Below are 18,607 nucleotides of genomic sequence, written 5' to 3'. Positions count from 1 at the left end.
CGATTTCGTGATGATGCGTCGCAACATTAATGTTGCGGCGCGTCATAGACTTTGGCATAACACCCGTGCCCCGGGCCATACCGGACGGGGTGAGCCCATAGCTCAAACCCTGAGGATGGAGACGAACATGACCAACACCAATTCTTTCAACGCCGAGTCCGTGCTGAACACCGTCAAGACCGCTTTCGCGCCCGTCACCGACGCGCTCAAGAATTTCCAGAACATGGAAGTTCCCGAAGCTGCTCGTGAGTTCGTGAAGAAGGCTGCCGGCACCGCCAAGGACCGCGCTGCTGAAATCCACACCGGTTCGGAGAAGGTGACCTCGGCGATCGAGACCGCAGTTGCCGGTTCGGTCAGCGAGACCGCGAAGATTTCCCGCAACATCCAGCAGGCCGTCTACGACGACGCGCAGGCACTGTTCGCTGGCATCGACAAGCTGGCCTCGGCCAAGTCGCTGAACGAAGCCGTGACGATCCAGGGCGACCTGCTCCGCGCCCAGGGTGAAGTCGTGATGGCCCGCGCCAAGGCGACCACCGAGTACTTCGGCAAGCTGATCGCCGACGGTGCGAAGACCGCGCAGGACAACTTCTCCAAGGTTGCGTCCTACACCAAGTCGGCCTGATAGCGCGGCCCCGACTACCTCACAATTCGACGACCAAAGGCCCGCCTCGTGCGGGCCTTTGTTTGCCGCGAACTAGTGTCCCGTATCCGACGTTCGCTTCACTCTGCAGCGCCTTCCGAGCGAACGTCGGATACGAAAGGACACTAGCAATTACAATTCTAGTGATCCTTTGGTTCTGACATTCGTAAAAGGTGCCGGTCGAGAAGTGATACGAATGTCAGAACCGGATCACTAGCTCCTTTGACGGGAGCGGGTCCGCGATGCAATGTCGGTTGACCGGGATCGATCATGTCTGACACCGAGAAATTCGTGCTGATCGCGGATGCGGGCGATATCGCGCGCGCCGCCGAACTGCGCCGGGTCAAGATGCTGGCGACGCTCGTCCTCGCGGGCTGCGTCGTTGTGCTCGTCATCGCGAAAATGATGGAGCGCGTGCATCCGGGCTTCGGTTTTCTCGCAGCGTTCGCGGAGGCGGCGACGATCGGCGGATTGGCCGATTGGTATGCGGTAGTTGCCTTGTTCCGGCGTCCGCTGGGACTGCCGATCCCCCACACCGCCATCATCCAGCAAAATCAGCACCGAATCGCCGAGAAACTCGGCGAATTCATCGAGGTGCATTTCCTCAGCCCCGCGCCGGTTGACGCCAAACTGCGCGAGGTCGATTTCGCATCTTTTATTTCGGACTGGCTGACCGACGCCAAGAAGAGTTCGGATCTCGCGCGTTTCGTCCTTCGCCTGTTGCCGGAGGCGCTGACGGCCGCCGAGACATCCGGGCTGAAATCGTACTTTACGCGCCGCATCGTCACGCAGTTGCAGAGCGTCGATCTCGCGCCGCTGGCGGCCGGCACGCTGCGCGGCTTCATCGCCGAGGGGCGCCACAAGGGAATGCTCGACGATCTGCTGCAGGCGATTCACGACTCGCTCAACAAGCCCGAGACGCTCGCGCTTCTCCGCGAGAAAATCCGCAATGAACTTCCGACCCTGCTGAAGCTCTACCGCGCGGACAAATTCCTGCTGAAGAGGATCGCGGCATCGGCCACGTCATTCTTCGAAGAGGTGCACGCCGATCCGAAACATCCGTTTCGGGACGAGATCGATCGCATTCTACTGACGCTTCCCGACAAGCTGGCGAATGACAAAGCTTACGCGGATCGTATCGACGGATTGAAGCGCGATCTGCTAGCGCGCCCTGAACTGGCCGCGCTCACGCGCGACATCTGGGCCAACGTCAAGGCGTTCATCGACAGGAACGCGAGCGGCGAAAGTAATGTTCTGCAATATCATTTGACCAACGTGTTCGTGGAGGCCGGAACTCAACTTCGCGCCGACAGCGAAATGCGCGACGAAATCAACAAAGGCATCGTTGCCGTGCTGCGCAGCTTCATTGCGGATCAGAAGAGCGGCGTGTCGCGTTTCATCTCGGATCAGGTCAAGTCATGGGACATGAAGCAGCTGATCAACCTTATCGAAATCAACATCGGCAAGGACCTGCAATACATCCGTTTCAACGGCGCGTTGATCGGGGGGCTTGCAGGACTTGCGCTCCACACCGCAGAGGTGGTGCTCAAAACACTCTGATTATCCACGCGAAAATCCGGCCTGTCGGAGATATGCAACACCTGTTTCAAACGCGACGCAGGCGGCTTGAAATGGCGGAATTTGCCCCCTAGCTTGAATAGATGTGCGTCGCCTAGCGTGCTGTGTTGATTCGTTTCGCATACCGGAATTGATTTTGTCGTGCCGGCCGAAAGCCGGAAACGTACTGACGAAAAGGAAATCGGATGTCCGCTGCTGCCCAGACGCTTCGCCCGCCGTCCAGATTGCTGATGCTCCTGGAGGCGCGCGCCATCAACGAATTCGGCGCCTTCCTTGGCGCGCTTCCGCTGCTTAGCCTTGCTCCCAAAGGTGATGGTCATCCGGTGCTGGTGCTTCCGGGACTGATCACCAGCGATACCGCGACGCGACCGCTGCGTTCGTTTCTCAAGAGCCGCGGCTATGCCGTGAGCGGGTGGGGCCTCGGCCGCAACTTTGGCCCGCGCGCCGGGGTTCAGGACGCGATGTTGAACCTTGTGCAGGATCTTAACGAGACCCACGGCCGCAAGGTCAGCCTGGTGGGATGGAGCCTTGGCGGGATCTACGCGCGCCAGCTTGCGAAGATGATGCCGGATCGCGTGCGCTCGGTTATCACGCTCGGCAGCCCGTTCGGCGGCAGCCCGCGAGCGACCAATGCGTGGCGCACCTATGAAGCCGTCAGCGGACAGAGCGCTGACAATCATAACCCCGACTTCGGGGGCGAGATGTCGAAGACGCCGCCGGTGCCGACGACGGCGATCTTCAGCCGTACCGATGGAATCTGCGCGTGGCAGAACTGCATCGAGCAGCCGGGAACGTTTGCGGAGAACATCGAAGTGCAGGGCGCCAGCCATTGCGGCATGGGCCATCATCCGGCGATCGTCTATGCTGTGGCCGAAAGACTCGCGCAGCCGGAAGGTGAGTGGAAGCCGTTCGACCGTAGCGGATGGCGAAGCCTGGTTTACCCAGATCCGGCGCGCTGAACGTAAATTGGATAACGCTGCTTATGGCCGGGCTTGTCCCGGCCATTTTTATGTCAGTTCTTCCCGCGCAACTTGCCGACCACGCCCGTGGGGAAAAAGTACACGCTGGCGATGAACAGCAGCCCCAGCCAAAGTAGCCAGCGGTCGGGATGCAGCAGGTCCGGTAGCACCGGGATGCCCGCGCCTGCGGTGGCCTTCGCGGCCATGCCCATCAGCGTTTGCAGATAGTTCTCCGCGAGAATGAACATCGCTGCCCCGATCACCGCGCCGTACATCGTGCCCATGCCGCCGATCACCACCATCAGTAGAATATCGACCATGATGATGAAGGAGAGCGATGTCTCCGGCCCGGCATAACGCAGCCACAATGAATTCAGCATACCGGCGCACGCGGCGACGAGAGCGGCCAGCACATTGGCCCATGTGAGGTGAAACACGGTGCGGTAGCCGAGCGCTTCGGCGCGGAAACGGTTTTCGCGCACGGCCTGCAGCACGCGTCCGAATGGCGAGTTCACGATCCGCAGCAGCGTGAGGATCATCGCCGCCGAACCGAAGAACACGATGTAATAGGTTAGCGTGCGGCCGTTGAACTCGAAGCCGAAGACATTCTTGGAGATGAGAACGGTGCCGGGCCGCAACAGTTCGGGAAGCTGGAAGCTGCGGCCGTCGTCGCCGCCGGTCAACCACGATAACTGAGAGGCCAGCACCAGAAATGCAGATGCCACAGCGAGCGTGATCATCGCGAAGAAAATCGCCTGCACGCGCAGCGAGAACAGCCCGATGCCGAGAGCGAGCAGCGCCGCCAGCGGCAGGCCGATAACAATGCCGGTGGCGACGCTCGCCCATGTCGGCCCCATTGCATAGAGCGCAATCGCGATGGCGTAGCTGCCGATGCCGTAGAACATCGTGTGCGCGAATGACACCGTGCCGGTGTATCCCAGCAGCAGATCGTACGACGCCACCAATGCTGCGAAGATGCAGATCTTGGTGGCGACGTTCATCGCCTTGGCCCCGGGAAACAGGAACGGTGCCAGCGCCAGCATCGTCACAATGACGATAAGCAGGAGGCTGAGAACGCGGCTGCGCGGCGGATCGCCGGAAAGGATCATCATCGATTTGTCACCGGGTAGAGTCCGCGGGGCCGCCACATCAATATCGCCACCATCAGCAGGATGTTCGAAATCAGCGCCAGTTTCGGGATCAGGAAGCCGCCGTAGTTGGCTATCATCGCCACGAGGATTGCGCCGATGAAGCAGCCGCCGATGGAGCCCAGGCCACCAATGATGATGACGATGAATATCAGCACCGTCAGGTCGCCGCCCATGGAGGCGTGCACCTCCTCGCGATAGAGCGCCCACATGATGCCGCCGAGGCCGGCGAGCGCGGAGCCTGCCATGAACACGCCGAGGAACAGCCGCTTGATGCGATAGCCGAGCGCCTCGACCATTTCGCGGTTCTCGACGCCCGCGCGGATCAGGAGGCCGATCTTGGTGCGGTTCAGAACCAGCAGCACCAGGCCAAACACAACGAGGCCGACGATCATCGCCAGCACGCGATATTTGGAGATGGCGATGTCACCGAAGATAAAAGAGCCGCGAAGTGATGTCGGCAACGGCAGCGGAATGCGTTGCGGTCCCCACAGCGCGTAGAGCAATTGCTCAGCCACGATAAGGCCGCCCATGGTGATCAGGATCTGCTTGAGGTGGCTGCCATAGACCGGGAGAATGAGCACGCGCTCGAACACGAGGCCGAGCGCGCCGGATACCGCCATCGCCAGCAAAGCGGCAGGGGCCAGTGCGACAAGGTTAAGCCAAAGCGAGTCGGCCTGCACGTATCCGGCCATTGGAACCAGCACCAATGTCGCAACATACGCGCCGACCGCGATGAACGCGCCGTGGCCGAAGTTCAGGACATCCATCAGGCCGAACACCAGCGTGAGACCCGACGCCATGATGAAGATCATCATGCCCATGGCGAGACTGGCGACCGTCAGAGTGACCCATGTGCTCGGAGAGCCGATGAAGGGGATCACGACGAGTGCAAGCGCAACAGGCAGCAGCAGGGGAATGACGTCGCGCTTGGTCTGCGGGAGCGGTTCGGAGGCGGTGAGATCGGTCATTGGTGCGCCTCGAGGCTGAGACCCAGCAGCTTTTCCTGCAACGATGTATCGTTTGCGAGTTCTGCCATTGCGCCGCGATGCACAATCTTGCCGTTGTCCATCACCAGCACGTTGTCGCCGACTTCCTGGGCCACGCGGAAATTCTGCTCGACCAGCAGGATAGTCGCGCCGCGCTTTTTGACCTCGGCGAGGCATTCGATCAGACCGACAACGATGGCGGGGGCGAGGCCCTTGGTTGGTTCGTCGATCAACAACAGCTTGCGCGGCTCGACAATGGCGCGGGCGATGGACAGCATCTGCTTTTGTCCGCCGGAGAGCGATCCCGCGCGCGATAGCCAGAAGCGCTTCAGCGCCGGAAAGAATCCAAAGATCCATTGCAGGCGCGTGTCGTCGAGCGGCCCTTCGCGCGCCGCAAGGATCAGGTTTTCCTTCACGGTCAGATCGGAGAACACCGACATGGATTCGGGCACATAGCCCACGCCCATGCTGGCGATGTCTGGTGTGAGTTTCTTTTCGGTGCGCTGGCCTGCCAGTGTGATCGTGCCGGAGGAGGGCGGCGACAGCCCCATGATGGTGCGCAGCGTCGTGGTCTTGCCCGCGCCGTTGCGGCCGAGCAGCATGGTGATCTGGCCTTCCGGCACATTGAGATCGACGCCATGCAGGATGTGATACTGCGCGATGTGGGTGTGGACGCCGTCGAGCTTCAGCGCGCTATTTTCAAGACCTTGGCTCATGCGGCGGTCTTTCCAGGCGCGATGCCGAGATAGGCCTCCTGCACGATCGGCGAGGCGATCACCTCGGCGGGCTTGCCGTCGGCGACCAGTTGCCCGTTGTGCAAAACGATGATGCGGTCCGCGAGCGAGCGCACCACGTCCATCTTGTGTTCGACCAGCAGGATGATCTTGCTCTGGTCCTGCTTCAGCCGGGCGATGAGATCGAGCACCACCGGCACCTCATCGACGCTCATGCCTGCGGTCGGTTCATCGAACATAAAGACCTTCGGCTCCAGTGCCATCATCAACGCGACTTCCAGCTTGCGCTGATCGCCGTGCGACAACGCTGCGGCCGGAACCGCGCGGCGGTTGCCGAGCGCGATTGAGTCGAGAATGGCGTCGGCGCGTTCGATCAGGTCGCGGCGCTTCATCCATGGGCGCAGCATCTCATAGTGCACCCCGGAGGCGGCCTGCACGGCGAGGCGGACGTTTTCCTCAACGCTCAGGTTCGGGAAAAGATTGGTTAGCTGAAAGGCGCGGCCGAGGCCCTTGCGCGTGCGCAGGGGAGCGGTGAGGCCGGTGATGTTCTCGCCCGCGAGCAGGACGTCGCCGGCTGAGGGGCGAAGCTGTCCGGAGATGAGGTTGAAATAGGTGGTCTTGCCGGCGCCGTTGGGGCCGACGATGGCCGTCAGTTCGCCGGGGCGAAACGTGCAGCTCACCTTGTTGACGGCGACATGGCCGCCGAAACGGATGGTCAGGTCGCGGGTCTCGAGGGTAAGGGTCATGGAGCAATCATCATGTTGTCGTCCCCGCGAAAGCGGGGACCCATACTCCCTGAGTATGGTTCTCCTACGGTCGTTGAAAACGCTTTGTTGTTATGGGTCCCCGCTTTCGCGGGGACGACATTGAATGTGCAGCGACGCTTGCTGCTCAGTCTCCGACCTCTCCCCGCAGGCGGGGAGAGGTGAAGAGTTGAGTCGAACAGTTCTTACCGCTTGTTCTTGATCGGGATCTGCATGTCCTCGATCTTGAGTTCGCGCACCAGCTCGTTGTCGGCCCATGCGAGGTTCGGATCGACCTTGACGCGGAAGTGATACATGCTCTGCAGCGCCTGATGATCTTCCTTGCGGAACATCATCTTGCCCTTCGGCGTATCGAACTCCATGCCTTCCATCGCCGCGATCAGCTTCTCGGTGTCGGTCGACTTCGCCTTCTGCACGGCGGTGACCGCAGCCATCGCCGCGGCGAAGCCGCCCGCCGTGAAGAAGTCCGGCGGCGCGTTGAAGCGCTTCTGGTGCTCGGTGACGAGCCACTCGTTGATCGGATTCTTCGGGATGCCGTAATAGTAATAGGTGGCGCCTTCCATACCGGGCAGCCGCTTGTAGGCGGCGAGCGCGGGCAGGATGTTGCCGCCGGTGGAGAGCTCGATGCTGTAGCGCTTCGGGTCCATGTCCTGGATCTTGGTCAGCGGATCGCCGCCGCCGGCCCAGATCACCCAGATGATCTTGCGGCCCGGCTTGTCCTTCAGTGCGTCGAACAGGCGCTGACCTGCGGCGGTGAAGTCGGTGGTCGCGGGCGGAACGTATTCTTCCGCTGCCAGCGTTGCGCCGGTCTTGGAGAGCGCTTCCTTGAACGCTGCGACACCGTCGCGGCCGAAGGCGTTGTCCTGGCCGAGGGTTGCGATGGTCACGCCCTGCTTGCCGATGGCGACCGCGTTGGAGATCGCGTCCTGCGACGAGTTACGTCCGGTACGGAAGATGTAGCGATTCCACTTTTCGCCAGTGATCGCGTCGGCGACGGCCGGCTCGACGATCAGCACTTTCTTGTTTTCTTCGGCGACCGGCAGCATGGCTAGTGCCGCGCCCGAAGCGGTCGTGCCGATCGCGAGATCGACCTTGTCGTCCTGATAGGCTTCGGCCAGCGCCGCCTTGGCGAGGTCCGGCTTGCCCTGATCGTCCTTGGTGATGAGGACGATCTTGCGGCCATCGACCGTCATGGTGTTCTTGGTGGCGTATTCCAGACCCATGCGCAGGCCGTTCTCGGTCTGCTTGGCATAGGCTTCCAGCGGTCCGGTCTTGCCGTAAATCAGCGCGATCTTCAGATCTTGCGCGGATGCCGGTGCTGCAGCCAGCACAGCCGCGACGCCTGCGAGAATTGCAATCTTACGCATTGATGTCCTCCCCATTTCCTTGAGGGGACGATACATGCCCGCGCTGGAATTACCAATTTTTTTGCAGACATCCACGGATCAGGACGATGAATTGTCAGCAGGCCTTGGTTGTCACAGTTGTGACACTGCTCAGTAATGCGGCGGCGGCTCATTCGTGGGGCCCGCGCCCGATTTCATCTCGGCGTCTTCGAGCCGTTCGCGCAGGTTAAGCATCTCGCGGCTCAGGGCATCGATCTGCTTCCATTGCGCGGTGATGGTCGTGTTCAGGGCCTCGATGGTCTCATCCAGATGAACGATCCGGATTTCCAGCGCATCGATCCGCGCGACGGGCGAGGGGGTTTCAATCATTGGCCTGCTCGCTCATCTCGATTTCGGTTGCGTCGGTGTGATCCGCTCCGTCTCCGCGCACTGCCTGACGCTCGCTCAGCCCGTGGCCGAGCGCGATGCGCTGGTCGAACACGAAGCATTCGCCGCGCCACAGGCTTTGCTCCTGCGGGACGTCCTCGAGATATTTCAGGATGCCGCCCTTGAGGTGATAGACCTCATTAAAACCCTGCGACAGCAGGTAGGAGCTGGCCTTTTCGCAGCGGATGCCGCCGGTGCAGAACATCGCGATTTTCTTGTGCTTGTTCGGGTCGAGCGTCCGGCCGGCAAAATCAGGGAATTCACCGAAACGGGAAATCTTCGGATCGATCGCGCCGTCGAATGTGCCCATCTCGACCTCGAAAGCGTTGCGGGTGTCGAGCAGCATCACGTCATCCTGTTTGATGAGCGCGTTCCAGTCCGCCGCATCGACATAGATGCCGACCTTGGCGTTCGGATCGGTTTCCGGATCGCCCAGCCGCACGATCTCCTTTTTCAGCCGGACCTTCATCCGGTTGAACGGCATGTCGGAGGCGGTCGAGAACTTCAGCTCCAGACCGTCCAGGCGGCCGCCGAACAAGGCGCCGTGTTGCAACTGGTTCATCAGGGCGTCGATGGCGACCTCGCGGCCGGCGACGGTCCCATTAATGCCCTCTGCAGCGAGCAGGATGATGCCCCGCACGTCGAGTGCCACGCACATATTGCGCAGCGGCTCCCGCAGGGCTTCGAAATCGGGGAGGGCGACAAACTGATAAAAGGCGGCGACTTTGTACGACATGGCGGGGGTTATATCAGCACCAGGCGGCGCATAAAAAGCCGGTATTCGGTTTCGGCGGACCGCGGCAGACCGTCTGATTTGCCGCATTTTGGGGCAAATTTGGCCCCATGGACGGTGTTGCGTTCCAGTGAGGTGGTATGCCGAACGTAGCGGGATGTGTCGTGGAGGCTACTTAGTCCTGCTTTATTTGGTAGCATGCCTCGCGTGCCCGCGGAATCTGCTAGATAAAACGTCGGCTTACCTTCGAATCGGAACTGTCCAGTTGCACCAGATTTCAAAAGAGCCCGCCCACAGCGATTCCGGAAAGCAACACTTCAGCATTGCGTTCGGTCTGGAACGGATCGGGCTGATCGCGCTGCGCGCGCCCCGCACGGCGGCCGCGATTCTGCTGGCGCTCTGTGTCGTCGCGGTTTTCGGCATCCAGCGCATCAAGATCGACGATTCGCTGAGCCAGCTGTTTCGCTCCGATACGCCCGAATACAAGCAATATGAGGAAGTGACCAAGCGCTTCCCGTCCAGCGAGTATGACGTGCTGGTGGTCGTGGAAGGCAAGTCGCTGCTCGAGCGCGCCTCGCTCGAGAAGCTCCGCGATCTGGTCACCGACCTGCAATTGATCGACGGTACGCGCGGCATTATCTCTCTCTTTTCTGCGCGGCAGCCGCCCGAAGGCGGCAAGCTGCCCGCTGCGCTGTTCCCGGAAACGCTGCCGGAAGGCGCCGCCTACGATGCGTTTATCCAGACGGTCAAAGCCAACGAGGTCATTCGCGGCAAGTTGCTGTCGGACGACGGCACGCTGGCGCTGATCGTACTGGCGCTGGACCCCACGATCGTCGGCAACAAGGGACTCAACACCACCATCGGCGAAGTCCGCAAGACGATGGTGGACGATCTGGAGGGAACAGGTCTCAGCAGCCAGTTGTCCGGCGTGCCAGTGATGCAGCTTGAAATCCGTAACGCTGTCGAGCGTGACGGCTTGACCTACAACATCGCGGGTATTCTGGCTGGCTGCATCATCGCGATCATTTTCTTCCGCCGTATCTCGTTCATGATTGTCGCGGCATTTCCGCCGCTGCTGGCGATCCTGCTCTCGATCGGCACGCTGGGCTGGCTCGGATTCAGCCTCAACATGTTCCTGAACGTGATGACGCCGCTCATCATGGTCATCAGTTTTGCGGACTCGATGCAGCTCACCTTCGCTGCGCGTGATCGTTTGATTGCGGGCGAGGACAAATACACGGCCTTCCGCAACGCCGTGCTGGTGGTCGGTCCAGCCTGCGTGCTGACCCATGGCACCGCCGCGCTCTCGTTCCTCGCGTTGCAGTTCTCCGACTCCGACCTGATCCGCACCTTCGGCGAAGCAGGCCTGATGGCGACGATCATCGCGCTGATCGCGGTACTGTCGCTGGTGCCGGTGTTCGGTGTGCTGTTGGTCCGCAAGGAAAATCTGCTTGCCACCAAGATCAAGGGCGCGGACAGGGGTGTCGAAGCCTTGCGCGCGTTCTGCGCGTTTATCGCCAAGCGAATGGTCGGCCGTCCGGGTCTTTTCAGTCTGATTGCGCTGCTTGTGGTGCTCGGTCTCGGCATTATCTATGCGAGCCTTGAACCGCGTTACCGGCTCGCCGATCAGGTTCCGGACAAGCAGCAGGCGGTCGAAGCTTCCAGTCGCCTCGACGCCAAGCTCACCGGCGCCAATCCGATCGACGTGCTGATCGAATTCCCGAAGGGTAAATCGCTCTACGATAAGGAAACGCTCGATACCATCGCGGCCGTTCACACCATCATTGAAAAGCAGGCGGGTGTCGGCAACGTGTGGTCGATCGAGACGCTGCGGCGCTGGCTGGCCGAAAAAGCCGGACGCTCGGACGTGGCGATCCTGAAGGAATATGTCGATCTGCTGCCGAAGTATCTGTCGCGGCGCTTCATCTCCGAGAATGAGGACGCGGTGGTGGTGTCGGGGCGGGTGCCGGATCTCGACTCCAGCCAGATTTTGCCGACGGTCGATAAGCTCGACGCGGCGATGGGCGCGGTCCGAAGCGCACATCCCGGTTACAATGTCGCCGTGACTGGTCTGTCCGCCATCGCGGCGCGAAACAGTGCCAGCATGATCGGCAAGCTCAATGCCGGCCTCACCATCGAGTTTCTTCTGGTTGCAGTTTTCATCGGACTGGCGTTCCGCTCCGTAGTGGTGATGTTCGCGAGCATCCTTCCCGGCATCTTCCCGGTGGTGCTGTCAGGAACCGTGTTGTGGTTTCTGGGGGAGGGGCTGCAATTCGCCAGCGTGGTCGCACTGACCGTATCGTTTGGCCTTGGATTGAGCGCGACCATCCATTTCCTCAACCGGCTGCGGCTGGAGGAAAAGCCCGGTGTCGACGAAGCGCAGGCGGTCGAGCGCGCCACCGTATTGGTCGGGCCGGCTTTGATCCTGACCACGGTGGTGCTGGCGTGCGGCCTGGTAGTGACGGTGTTCTCGGATCTGCCGTCGCTGCGCCTGTTCGGCTGGCTCAGCGCCTTCTCGATGATCGCGGCGCTGATTGCCGATCTCTTCATCCTTCGGCCGACGGCGATGTGGCTGATGAGCACGTCGCATCGCCTGAAGGCGGCAATGCGCAGCAAGTAGGCAGACGTCATCCCGGACAGCAAAAAGCCCGCCGATTTCTTATCGGCGGGCTTTTTTGATGGTCGATTGCAGGGCTTAGTTGCTGCGCGCCAGGCTGATCGTGACGCCGCGAAGCTCGCCCTTGGAACTGATATTGACCGATTGCTTGTTGCCGCGGGTCGTGACGTTGAAACTCGCAGCGTAACCGTTGGTCTGGACCAGGGCGCTTACTTGGCCATTCGCGATGCTGCCCTCGACGGTGCCGTTGACGCCGCGGCTGGCTTCACTCCAGGAGCCGGTGATGTTGCCACCCCTGGCTGCGATGTCGCTGGTCAGCTCAAATCTATAGCTGTCGCTAGCGCAGCGCAGAACCTGATGAAGGTTGTTACCGCTGCCATCGACGGTGTAGGTGCCACGGCAGCGGATGCGCTCCGTTCCGCCCTCCGCGATGGTGATCGTGCCGTTGCCAGACCAGTTGCCTGCAAAATTGGCAAACGGGGCGGAATCGGCCTGCGCGAATGCCGGGACCATCAGAACGGCTGTGGCCAAGGTCGCGCTGCGGAAACGCCGAAAATCAAAACTCGAAGCGGGAAAAGACATTGCTAAACACCATCGGTTGCGGTCGCGATAAGTATTGGTCGCTCATAGCACGCTTTGGTTCACCCGAAAATGTAGCGCAGTGCACCAAAATGACAAAATCGCCAGAAGGCGTTTCCTGTCAGTCTTATGACGGATGGGTATCTGGCGATTTCCGGGCGTCTTCCGGTCATTTCGCGCGTTGCAGCGCAATGATCGGATGTTTGAAATATTTCCTCCTCGGATCGATGGACAATCTGGTTTTTCGGACATCTAATCCTCCCCAAGGCCGGCGGACAAAAGCACGGTCATTTGGGAGGACGACGAATGAAATTAACGCGACGCGATTTTTCTGTCGGCGTCGCCGCAACTCTTGCGGCGCCAGCATTCATCAAAAGCGCCGGAGCCCAAGGCGCCACCATCAAGATCGGCATGGTTCTTCCGGTGACCGGATCGGCCGCCGAGCAGGGCAAGTTCGCCCTCAACGGCGCAAAGCTGGCGCTCGATGCCGTCAACAAGGCTGGCGGTATTCTCGGCAAGCAGGTCGAACTCATTACCGAAGATGACCAGACTACGAACCCGGGTGTTGTCCTCGCATTCTCCAAGCTCGCCGCCCAGCAGGATATCGTCGCCTTCCTCGGCTCGATCCGCTCGACCCAGGTCCACGCGATGGCGCCGGACGTTCTGAAGCTTGGCAAACCGATGGCGATCGGTGGGACCGATCCAAACCTCACCCATATGGGCAACAAGTGGCTGTTTCGCTTTCGCCCCAATGATAGCTATTCCGGGAGAGTGATTGCTGACTACGGCACCAACACGCTCGGCAAGAAGAAATGGGCGGTGCTGCATTCCACCGACGCGTTCGGTACGGCAGGCGGCAAGGCGCTCGCCGAGGGATTGAGCAAACTTGGCGTGACGCCGGTGCTGGTCCAAGGCTATGCGAACCAGAGCCAGGATTTCACCCCGGTGGTGCTGGCGATCAAGCAATCGGGCGCAGACGTTCTGGGCTCTTATTTCACCTTCGAGAACGATCTCGGCATCTTCGCCCGTCAGTTGCGCCAGCTTGGCGTCAACATTCCGTGGGTCGGCTCGCCATCCATCGTCGGTGTGTCATCGACGCGTCTTGCGGGCGCGTCGCTGTACGGGACTTACGGCGTTGCCGATTATGCCGAAGATTCGAGCCCGGCAGCCAAGGCGTATGGCAAGGCCTATCGCGATGCCTACAAGCTCGCGCCTGACAACCAGAGCGCCTGGACTTACGACGCGGTCAATGTGCTGGCGAAGGCGATGAACACCGCGAAGTCGACGGAACCTGAGAAGGTCCGCACGGCGATCCTCGCGATCAAGAAGCATGACGGCGCGGAGGGTGAATACAACTTCGACGCCAACGGCGACGGCCTTCACGGCTACAACATCGTGAAGAACGAGAAGGGAAATATCGTCTTCGAGAAGCATATCGAAGCGGCCAAGTGATCGTCGCGGCGGCTTTCTTCAGGGGAGCCGCCGCATTTCCTTGAGCATGTCTCGATATGAGCCGGTCATCCTTCCGATCGCGACGAATCCCGAAAGTCGATTTTCATGGATCAGGTTCTTCAGTTGCTCTTCACGGGCATCGGTATCGGCTCGGTTTACGCGCTTGTGGCGCTGGGATTTGTGCTGATTTTCCGTGCGACCAACGTGGTGAACTTCGCCCAGGGCGAGTTTTCGATGGTGGCGGCATTCCTGATGGTGGTGTTTGCAGTCGATCTGCAATGGCCGTACTGGCTGTCGTTCCTGATCTCGCTGGGAGGGATGGCGCTGTTCGGCGTGATCTTCAATCTCGGGGTTTATTATCCGCTGCGCCACCGCACCTTCCTGCCAGTCATCATCGCCACCATCGGTGCGTCGATCTTTCTGGCCAACTCGGTGCTGGCGATCTACGGGCCTGCGCCGCAAGTGCTGGAAGGCTGGTTCGAGACGCCGGGCATCCAGTTGGGGCCGGTCTATCTCGACAGCCAGTATCTGCTGATCATTGCCGTCACCATCGCGCTGGTGATCCTGAATTACTGGTTTTTCGAGCACACGATGCTCGGCAAGAAACTGCAGGCGACCTCGCAGGACAAGGAGATGGCGTCGCTGCTTGGCATCTCGGTGTCCAGCATGATCATGATCACGTTCATATACTCCGCGGTGCTCGGAGGGCTGGCTGGCATTCTGGTGGCTCCCATTCTGTTCGTCTCGATTCAGATGGGCGCGACCATCGCGCTGAAGGCATTCGCCGCCACCATTATCGGCGGTTTCGGTGACGTCACGGGTGCGATCATCGGCGGCATCGCGCTTGGCATCATCGAGACCTTCGGGGCGGCTTACGTGTCCGTGCCTTACAAGGATGCGTTCGCATTCCTCGTGCTGATCGCGTTTCTGGTCTTTCGTCCGCAAGGTATCTTCGGCGAACGCGTGGCGGAAAAAGCATGAGCGTGCCCAGCGAAAACATGCCCGTCATCGCCACCATGCGTTCCACCCCACTGGTGCTGCGCCACTTGCCGTATTTCATCGCGGCCGCGGTCGCCGTGTTCGCGGCGGCCACGATGAGCTTCGATGGATATGTCCTCAACATCCTGATGCAGGCCACGACGTTCGCGATCGCCGTGTTCGGATTATCGATCGTGCTCGGTCTGTGTGGACAGATCAATCTGGCGCAGGCGGCGTTCTTCGGCCTCGGCGCTTATGTCGTCGGTCTCGGCACCGCCGATTACCAGATCAACTTCTGGGTATGCCTCATCGGTGGATCGTTGCTCGCACTGCTCGCGGGCGCTGTGCTGGGCATGACAACGCTGAAGCTCGGCGGTCACTACCTCGCGATGGTGACGATCTCGTTTCAGCAGATCGTGACCTTGGTCATGATCAACGCGATCTGGCTCACGCGCGGTCCCGACGGCATCTCGAAAATCGGCCGGCCTGCATTGTTCCAGTCGCAGCAGTCCTTCCTGGCTTTTTGCGTCGCAGCGCTAGCTCTGATTGGATACATCGTCTGGCACCTGCCTGACACGCGGATCGGCCGGGCGATGCGCGCGGTTCGCGACAACGAACTCGCCGCTGGCGTGGCGGGCATCGACATCTTTCGCACCAAGGTGGCCGCGTTCGCACTCTCCGCATTGCTCGGCGGCATCGGCGGCGGGCTCTACGCCGGCGGATTCTCCTACGTCAGCCCGGATCAGTTCTCGTTTGCCGAGTCGATCGTATTCCTGACCATGGCGTTGCTCGGCGGCGTGGCGTCGCCAATCGGAGCGGCCATCGGTACCGGCCTGCTGATCCTTATTCCGGAATGGCTGCGTTTTCTCAAAACCATACCGGGGTTGTACCTCGCCATTTACGGTCTGTTCGTGATCCTAATCGTGCGCTTCATGCCGGATGGCATCTGGGGCTTCGTTCAGGAACTGATCACCAAATGGCGGGCGAAAACGCCACCCCATATCGCAAGTCCTGCGTTGCTGCTCAAACCGGCACAGACCGGCGGGGACATGGTTCTCGAAGTGATAGGGCTGTCGAAACATTTTGGTGGCCTGAAAGCGGTCGACAAGGTCGATCTGTCGGTCCGCCGGGGCAGCGTGCATGCGCTGATCGGCCCCAACGGGTCTGGAAAGACCACCACGCTCAACATGCTCTCGGGCCTCTACAAGACCACGTCAGGAAAGATCGTGCTCGACGGCACCGATGTGACGGACATGCCGGCGCATCAGCGCACGGCGGCGGGTCTCGGCCGTACCTTCCAGAACATACGGCTGTTCCGCTCAATGACGGCGCTGGAGAACGTGGTGATCGGCGCGGAACGTCCAGGCAATACATTGATCGGCGAAGGAGGGCAGGACGCACTGACGCAACGCGCGATGTCGGCTCTCACGTTTGTCGGGCTGGGTGGACGGGCCAACGAACTGGTCTCCAGCTTCTCTTACGGCCATCAGCGGCTGATAGAAATCGCCCGCGCGCTCGCCGGCAATCCGGTGTTGTTGTTGCTGGATGAACCGGCGGCGGGACTGAATTCCAGCGAGAAAGTCGAACTGCATGACCTGCTCAAGCGCATCGCGGCACAGGGATTGACCATCCTCATTATCGATCACGATATGACTCTCGTGCGCGAGGCGGCACAGCACATCACGGTACTGAACTTCGGAAAGCGTATTGCCGACGGTGAGTCGCTGGCGGTGCTGCAGCATCCTGACGTCATTTCCGCATATCTCGGGACGGAGTAAGTCATGGCGCTGCTCGAGATCAATGACCTCATCGTGCTCTACGGCGAAATTGAAGCGCTGCGCGGCATCTCGCTGAAGGTGGACACAGGACAGGTGGTAACGCTGCTCGGCTCCAACGGCGCAGGAAAATCCACCACGCTGCGTGCCATCTCCGGCCTTGCAAAGCCTGCTGCCGGAGAAATCCTGTTCGAAGGCAAGTCCATCGTGGGTCTCGGTCCTGAAGCCATCGTGCGGCTCGGCATCTCGCATGTGCCGGAGGGGCGGCGGGTATTTCCCGGGCTCACGGTAAAAGAGAACATCATGCTCGGCGCTTCGAACCGCCGGGTGGCCAAGGCTCAACTGTCGCGTGAAGCGGATGCGATGTTCGACCTGTTTCCCGACATCCGTGCTTTCGCCGACAAGCTCGGCTGGACGCTGTCGGGCGGACAATTGCAGATGGTCGCGGTGGCGCGGGGGCTGATGGCGAAGCCCCGCCTGCTGCTGCTCGATGAGCCTTCGCTCGGCCTCGCGCCGGTGATCGTGCAGGCGGTGTTCCGCATCATCGCCGAAATCCGCCGCGATACGACCGTTTTACTTGTCGAGCAAAATGCGCGAATGGGATTGTCCGTCGCCGATTATGGCTACGTGCTGGAGACTGGCCGCCTCGCCCTCGGCGGCAAGCCTGACGAGCTGTGGGGTAACGAAGCAATCAGAGCCGCTTATCTAGGCGGCCATACCAAGGCAACTGTTTAAATCATGGTTACAATCAACTCCCAGAAGCTGATCGGCTTCGTTTCCGATATTTTTTCGCGCGCAGGCTCTTCGAAAGCCGAGGCCGAGCGCATCGCCACCTATCTGACCACGGCGAATCTCACCGGGCACGACAGCCACGGCGTCATCCGCGTCCCGCAATATGTGAAGTGGGCGAAAGAGGGGGCGATCATCCCCGACCAGACCATCAAGCTGGTTGTGGATACGCCGTCGCTCGCCGTATTCGACGGTGGCTTCGGCTACGGCCAGACGGTGACGCCGCAGGCGGTGCGGGTCGGTATCGACAAGTGCAAGGCCAACGGGCTTTCGGCCATGACGCTAAAAAACTCCGGTCATCTTGGACGCGTCGGCGACTGGGCGGAAATGGCTGCGGCCGAAGGGCTGGTCTCGATCTACTTCGTCAACGCGGCAGGCTCCGTTCTGGTGGCACCTTACGGCGGTGTCGCACGCAAGCTCTCCACCGCGCCGTATTGCGTCGGCATTCCGCGTCCGGGGCAGGGGCCTGTCGTGCTGGATTTCGCGACCTCGATCGTCGCCGAAGGCAAGGTCATGGTGGCGAGCCGCGGCGGCAAGAAACTGCCGAAGGGCGCACTGGTCGATGAAGACGGCAGCATGAGCGAAGACCCGCATGTTCTTTACGGGCCTTATGAAGCCGACGGTCCGCGCGTGCATGCGCAGGGCAAGGGCGCGATCCGCGCCTTCGGCGACCACAAGGGCTCAGGCCTCGCGCTGATGTGCGAACTGCTGGGCGGCGCGCTGACCGGCAACGGCGCAACCAAGACTGATCGGCGCTTTTCCAACGGCATGCTGGCAATCTTCATCGATCCGAAGGTCGTTGATCCCGCGCATTTCTTCGACGGCGAAGTCGCGCGCTACATCGCCTATTTCAAGGACAGCAAGCTGGCGCAAGGTCACGACGCGGTCCTGATTCCGGGCGAACCGGAAGCCGCGACGCGCGCCGACCGCACCAAGAACGGCGTGCCGCTCACCGAGGAAACCTGGAATTCCATCACGGCCACTGCGCGCTCGGTCGGGATCGATGATGCTGCCGTTGCCAAGGCCGCCGGATAGGGCGAGGATCGGGGGTAGCCGGAGGGTTGCCCATGCATGACCCGCGCCCAAATCAAGCCACAACA

General features: G+C 60.9%; 17 protein-coding genes. 9 read left to right on the top strand and 8 right to left on the bottom strand.

The features are described 5' to 3' along the window. Positions 1–127 precede the first annotated feature (127 nt). The 3 genes from HNQ36_RS03175 to HNQ36_RS03165 all read left to right on the top strand — a co-directional run bounded on the left by HNQ36_RS03175 (position 128) and on the right by HNQ36_RS03165 (position 3,177). The gene (locus tag HNQ36_RS03175) at positions 128–622 is read left to right on the top strand and encodes a phasin family protein (protein ID WP_246395223.1); all 495 of its coding nucleotides are present in this window, start codon (positions 128–130) and stop codon (positions 620–622) included. Positions 623–910: 288 nt separating this feature from the next. Then, positions 911–2,200 (top strand): DUF445 domain-containing protein, encoded by a 1,290-nt coding sequence (locus tag HNQ36_RS03170; protein WP_184082478.1) that lies wholly within the window; start codon positions 911–913, stop codon positions 2,198–2,200. Between the two features lie 203 nt (positions 2,201–2,403). Beyond that, positions 2,404–3,177: an esterase/lipase family protein gene (locus tag HNQ36_RS03165; RefSeq protein WP_184082477.1), complete on the top strand. Its 774-nt coding sequence runs from the start codon at positions 2,404–2,406 to the stop codon at positions 3,175–3,177. A 53-nt stretch (positions 3,178–3,230) separates the two neighbouring features. On the opposite strand, the gene HNQ36_RS03160 is transcribed toward HNQ36_RS03165, so the two are convergent. The 7 genes from HNQ36_RS03160 to trhO form a co-directional block, all read right to left on the bottom strand. After that, positions 3,231–4,289, bottom strand: coding sequence for a branched-chain amino acid ABC transporter permease (locus HNQ36_RS03160; protein ID WP_184082476.1), 1,059 nt, complete (start codon positions 4,287–4,289; stop codon positions 3,231–3,233). Beyond that, entirely contained in the window at positions 4,286–5,296 is a 1,011-nt protein-coding gene (locus HNQ36_RS03155) for a branched-chain amino acid ABC transporter permease (protein ID WP_184082475.1), read from the bottom strand. Before HNQ36_RS03155 ends, HNQ36_RS03160 begins: the two co-directional genes overlap by 4 nt. Further along, entirely contained in the window at positions 5,293–6,030 is a 738-nt protein-coding gene (locus HNQ36_RS03150; protein WP_184082474.1) for an ABC transporter ATP-binding protein, read from the bottom strand. Before HNQ36_RS03150 ends, HNQ36_RS03155 begins: the two co-directional genes overlap by 4 nt. Next, positions 6,027–6,794 carry an ABC transporter ATP-binding protein gene (locus tag HNQ36_RS03145; RefSeq protein ID WP_184082473.1) on the bottom strand — a complete coding sequence of 256 codons (768 nt, stop codon included), beginning with the start codon at positions 6,792–6,794 and terminating at the stop codon, positions 6,027–6,029. The genes HNQ36_RS03150 and HNQ36_RS03145 overlap by 4 nt, the downstream gene beginning before the upstream one ends. 203 nt (positions 6,795–6,997) lie before the next feature. Continuing rightward, complete coding sequence (locus tag HNQ36_RS03140) at positions 6,998–8,179, bottom strand: substrate-binding domain-containing protein (RefSeq protein WP_184082472.1); 1,182 nt, start codon at positions 8,177–8,179, stop codon at positions 6,998–7,000. Positions 8,180–8,308: 129 nt separating this feature from the next. Further along, positions 8,309–8,527, bottom strand: coding sequence for a SlyX family protein (locus HNQ36_RS03135; RefSeq protein ID WP_184082471.1), 219 nt, complete (start codon positions 8,525–8,527; stop codon positions 8,309–8,311). Continuing rightward, complete coding sequence (gene trhO, locus HNQ36_RS03130; protein ID WP_184082470.1) at positions 8,520–9,320, bottom strand: oxygen-dependent tRNA uridine(34) hydroxylase TrhO; 801 nt, start codon at positions 9,318–9,320, stop codon at positions 8,520–8,522. Before trhO ends, HNQ36_RS03135 begins: the two co-directional genes overlap by 8 nt. A gap of 262 nt (positions 9,321–9,582) precedes the next feature. Here trhO and HNQ36_RS03125 point away from each other — a divergent pair, with 262 nt between their 5' ends. Continuing rightward, entirely contained in the window at positions 9,583–11,937 is a 2,355-nt protein-coding gene (locus HNQ36_RS03125; protein ID WP_184082469.1) for an efflux RND transporter permease subunit, read from the top strand. Between the two features lie 75 nt (positions 11,938–12,012). On the opposite strand, the gene HNQ36_RS03120 is transcribed toward HNQ36_RS03125, so the two are convergent. Further along, positions 12,013–12,516, bottom strand: coding sequence for a hypothetical protein (locus HNQ36_RS03120; RefSeq protein ID WP_184082468.1), 504 nt, complete (start codon positions 12,514–12,516; stop codon positions 12,013–12,015). A gap of 303 nt (positions 12,517–12,819) precedes the next feature. Here HNQ36_RS03120 and HNQ36_RS03115 point away from each other — a divergent pair, with 303 nt between their 5' ends. From HNQ36_RS03115 to HNQ36_RS03095, 5 genes are all read left to right on the top strand, one after another. Beyond that, positions 12,820–13,965, top strand: a complete 1,146-nt coding sequence (locus tag HNQ36_RS03115; RefSeq protein ID WP_184082467.1) for an ABC transporter substrate-binding protein — start codon at positions 12,820–12,822, stop codon at positions 13,963–13,965. 105 nt (positions 13,966–14,070) lie between these two features. After that, the gene (locus tag HNQ36_RS03110) at positions 14,071–14,946 is read left to right on the top strand and encodes a branched-chain amino acid ABC transporter permease (RefSeq protein ID WP_184082466.1); all 876 of its coding nucleotides are present in this window, start codon (positions 14,071–14,073) and stop codon (positions 14,944–14,946) included. Beyond that, positions 14,943–16,721 (top strand): branched-chain amino acid ABC transporter ATP-binding protein/permease, encoded by a 1,779-nt coding sequence (locus HNQ36_RS03105; protein WP_184082465.1) that lies wholly within the window; start codon positions 14,943–14,945, stop codon positions 16,719–16,721. Before HNQ36_RS03110 ends, HNQ36_RS03105 begins: the two co-directional genes overlap by 4 nt. Positions 16,722–16,724: 3 nt before the next feature. After that, entirely contained in the window at positions 16,725–17,453 is a 729-nt protein-coding gene (locus HNQ36_RS03100) for an ABC transporter ATP-binding protein (protein ID WP_184082464.1), read from the top strand. A gap of 3 nt (positions 17,454–17,456) precedes the next feature. Then, positions 17,457–18,542, top strand: a complete 1,086-nt coding sequence (locus tag HNQ36_RS03095; RefSeq protein ID WP_184082463.1) for a malate/lactate/ureidoglycolate dehydrogenase — start codon at positions 17,457–17,459, stop codon at positions 18,540–18,542. Positions 18,543–18,607: the final 65 nt, after the last annotated feature.

Source organism: Afipia massiliensis, assembly GCF_014203115.1.
In the GTDB taxonomy this organism is placed as follows: Bacteria; Pseudomonadota; Alphaproteobacteria; order Rhizobiales; family Xanthobacteraceae; genus Afipia; species Afipia massiliensis.
Note: the sequence above shows the minus strand (reverse complement) of the source record. Positions and strands in the feature narration are given on the sequence as shown.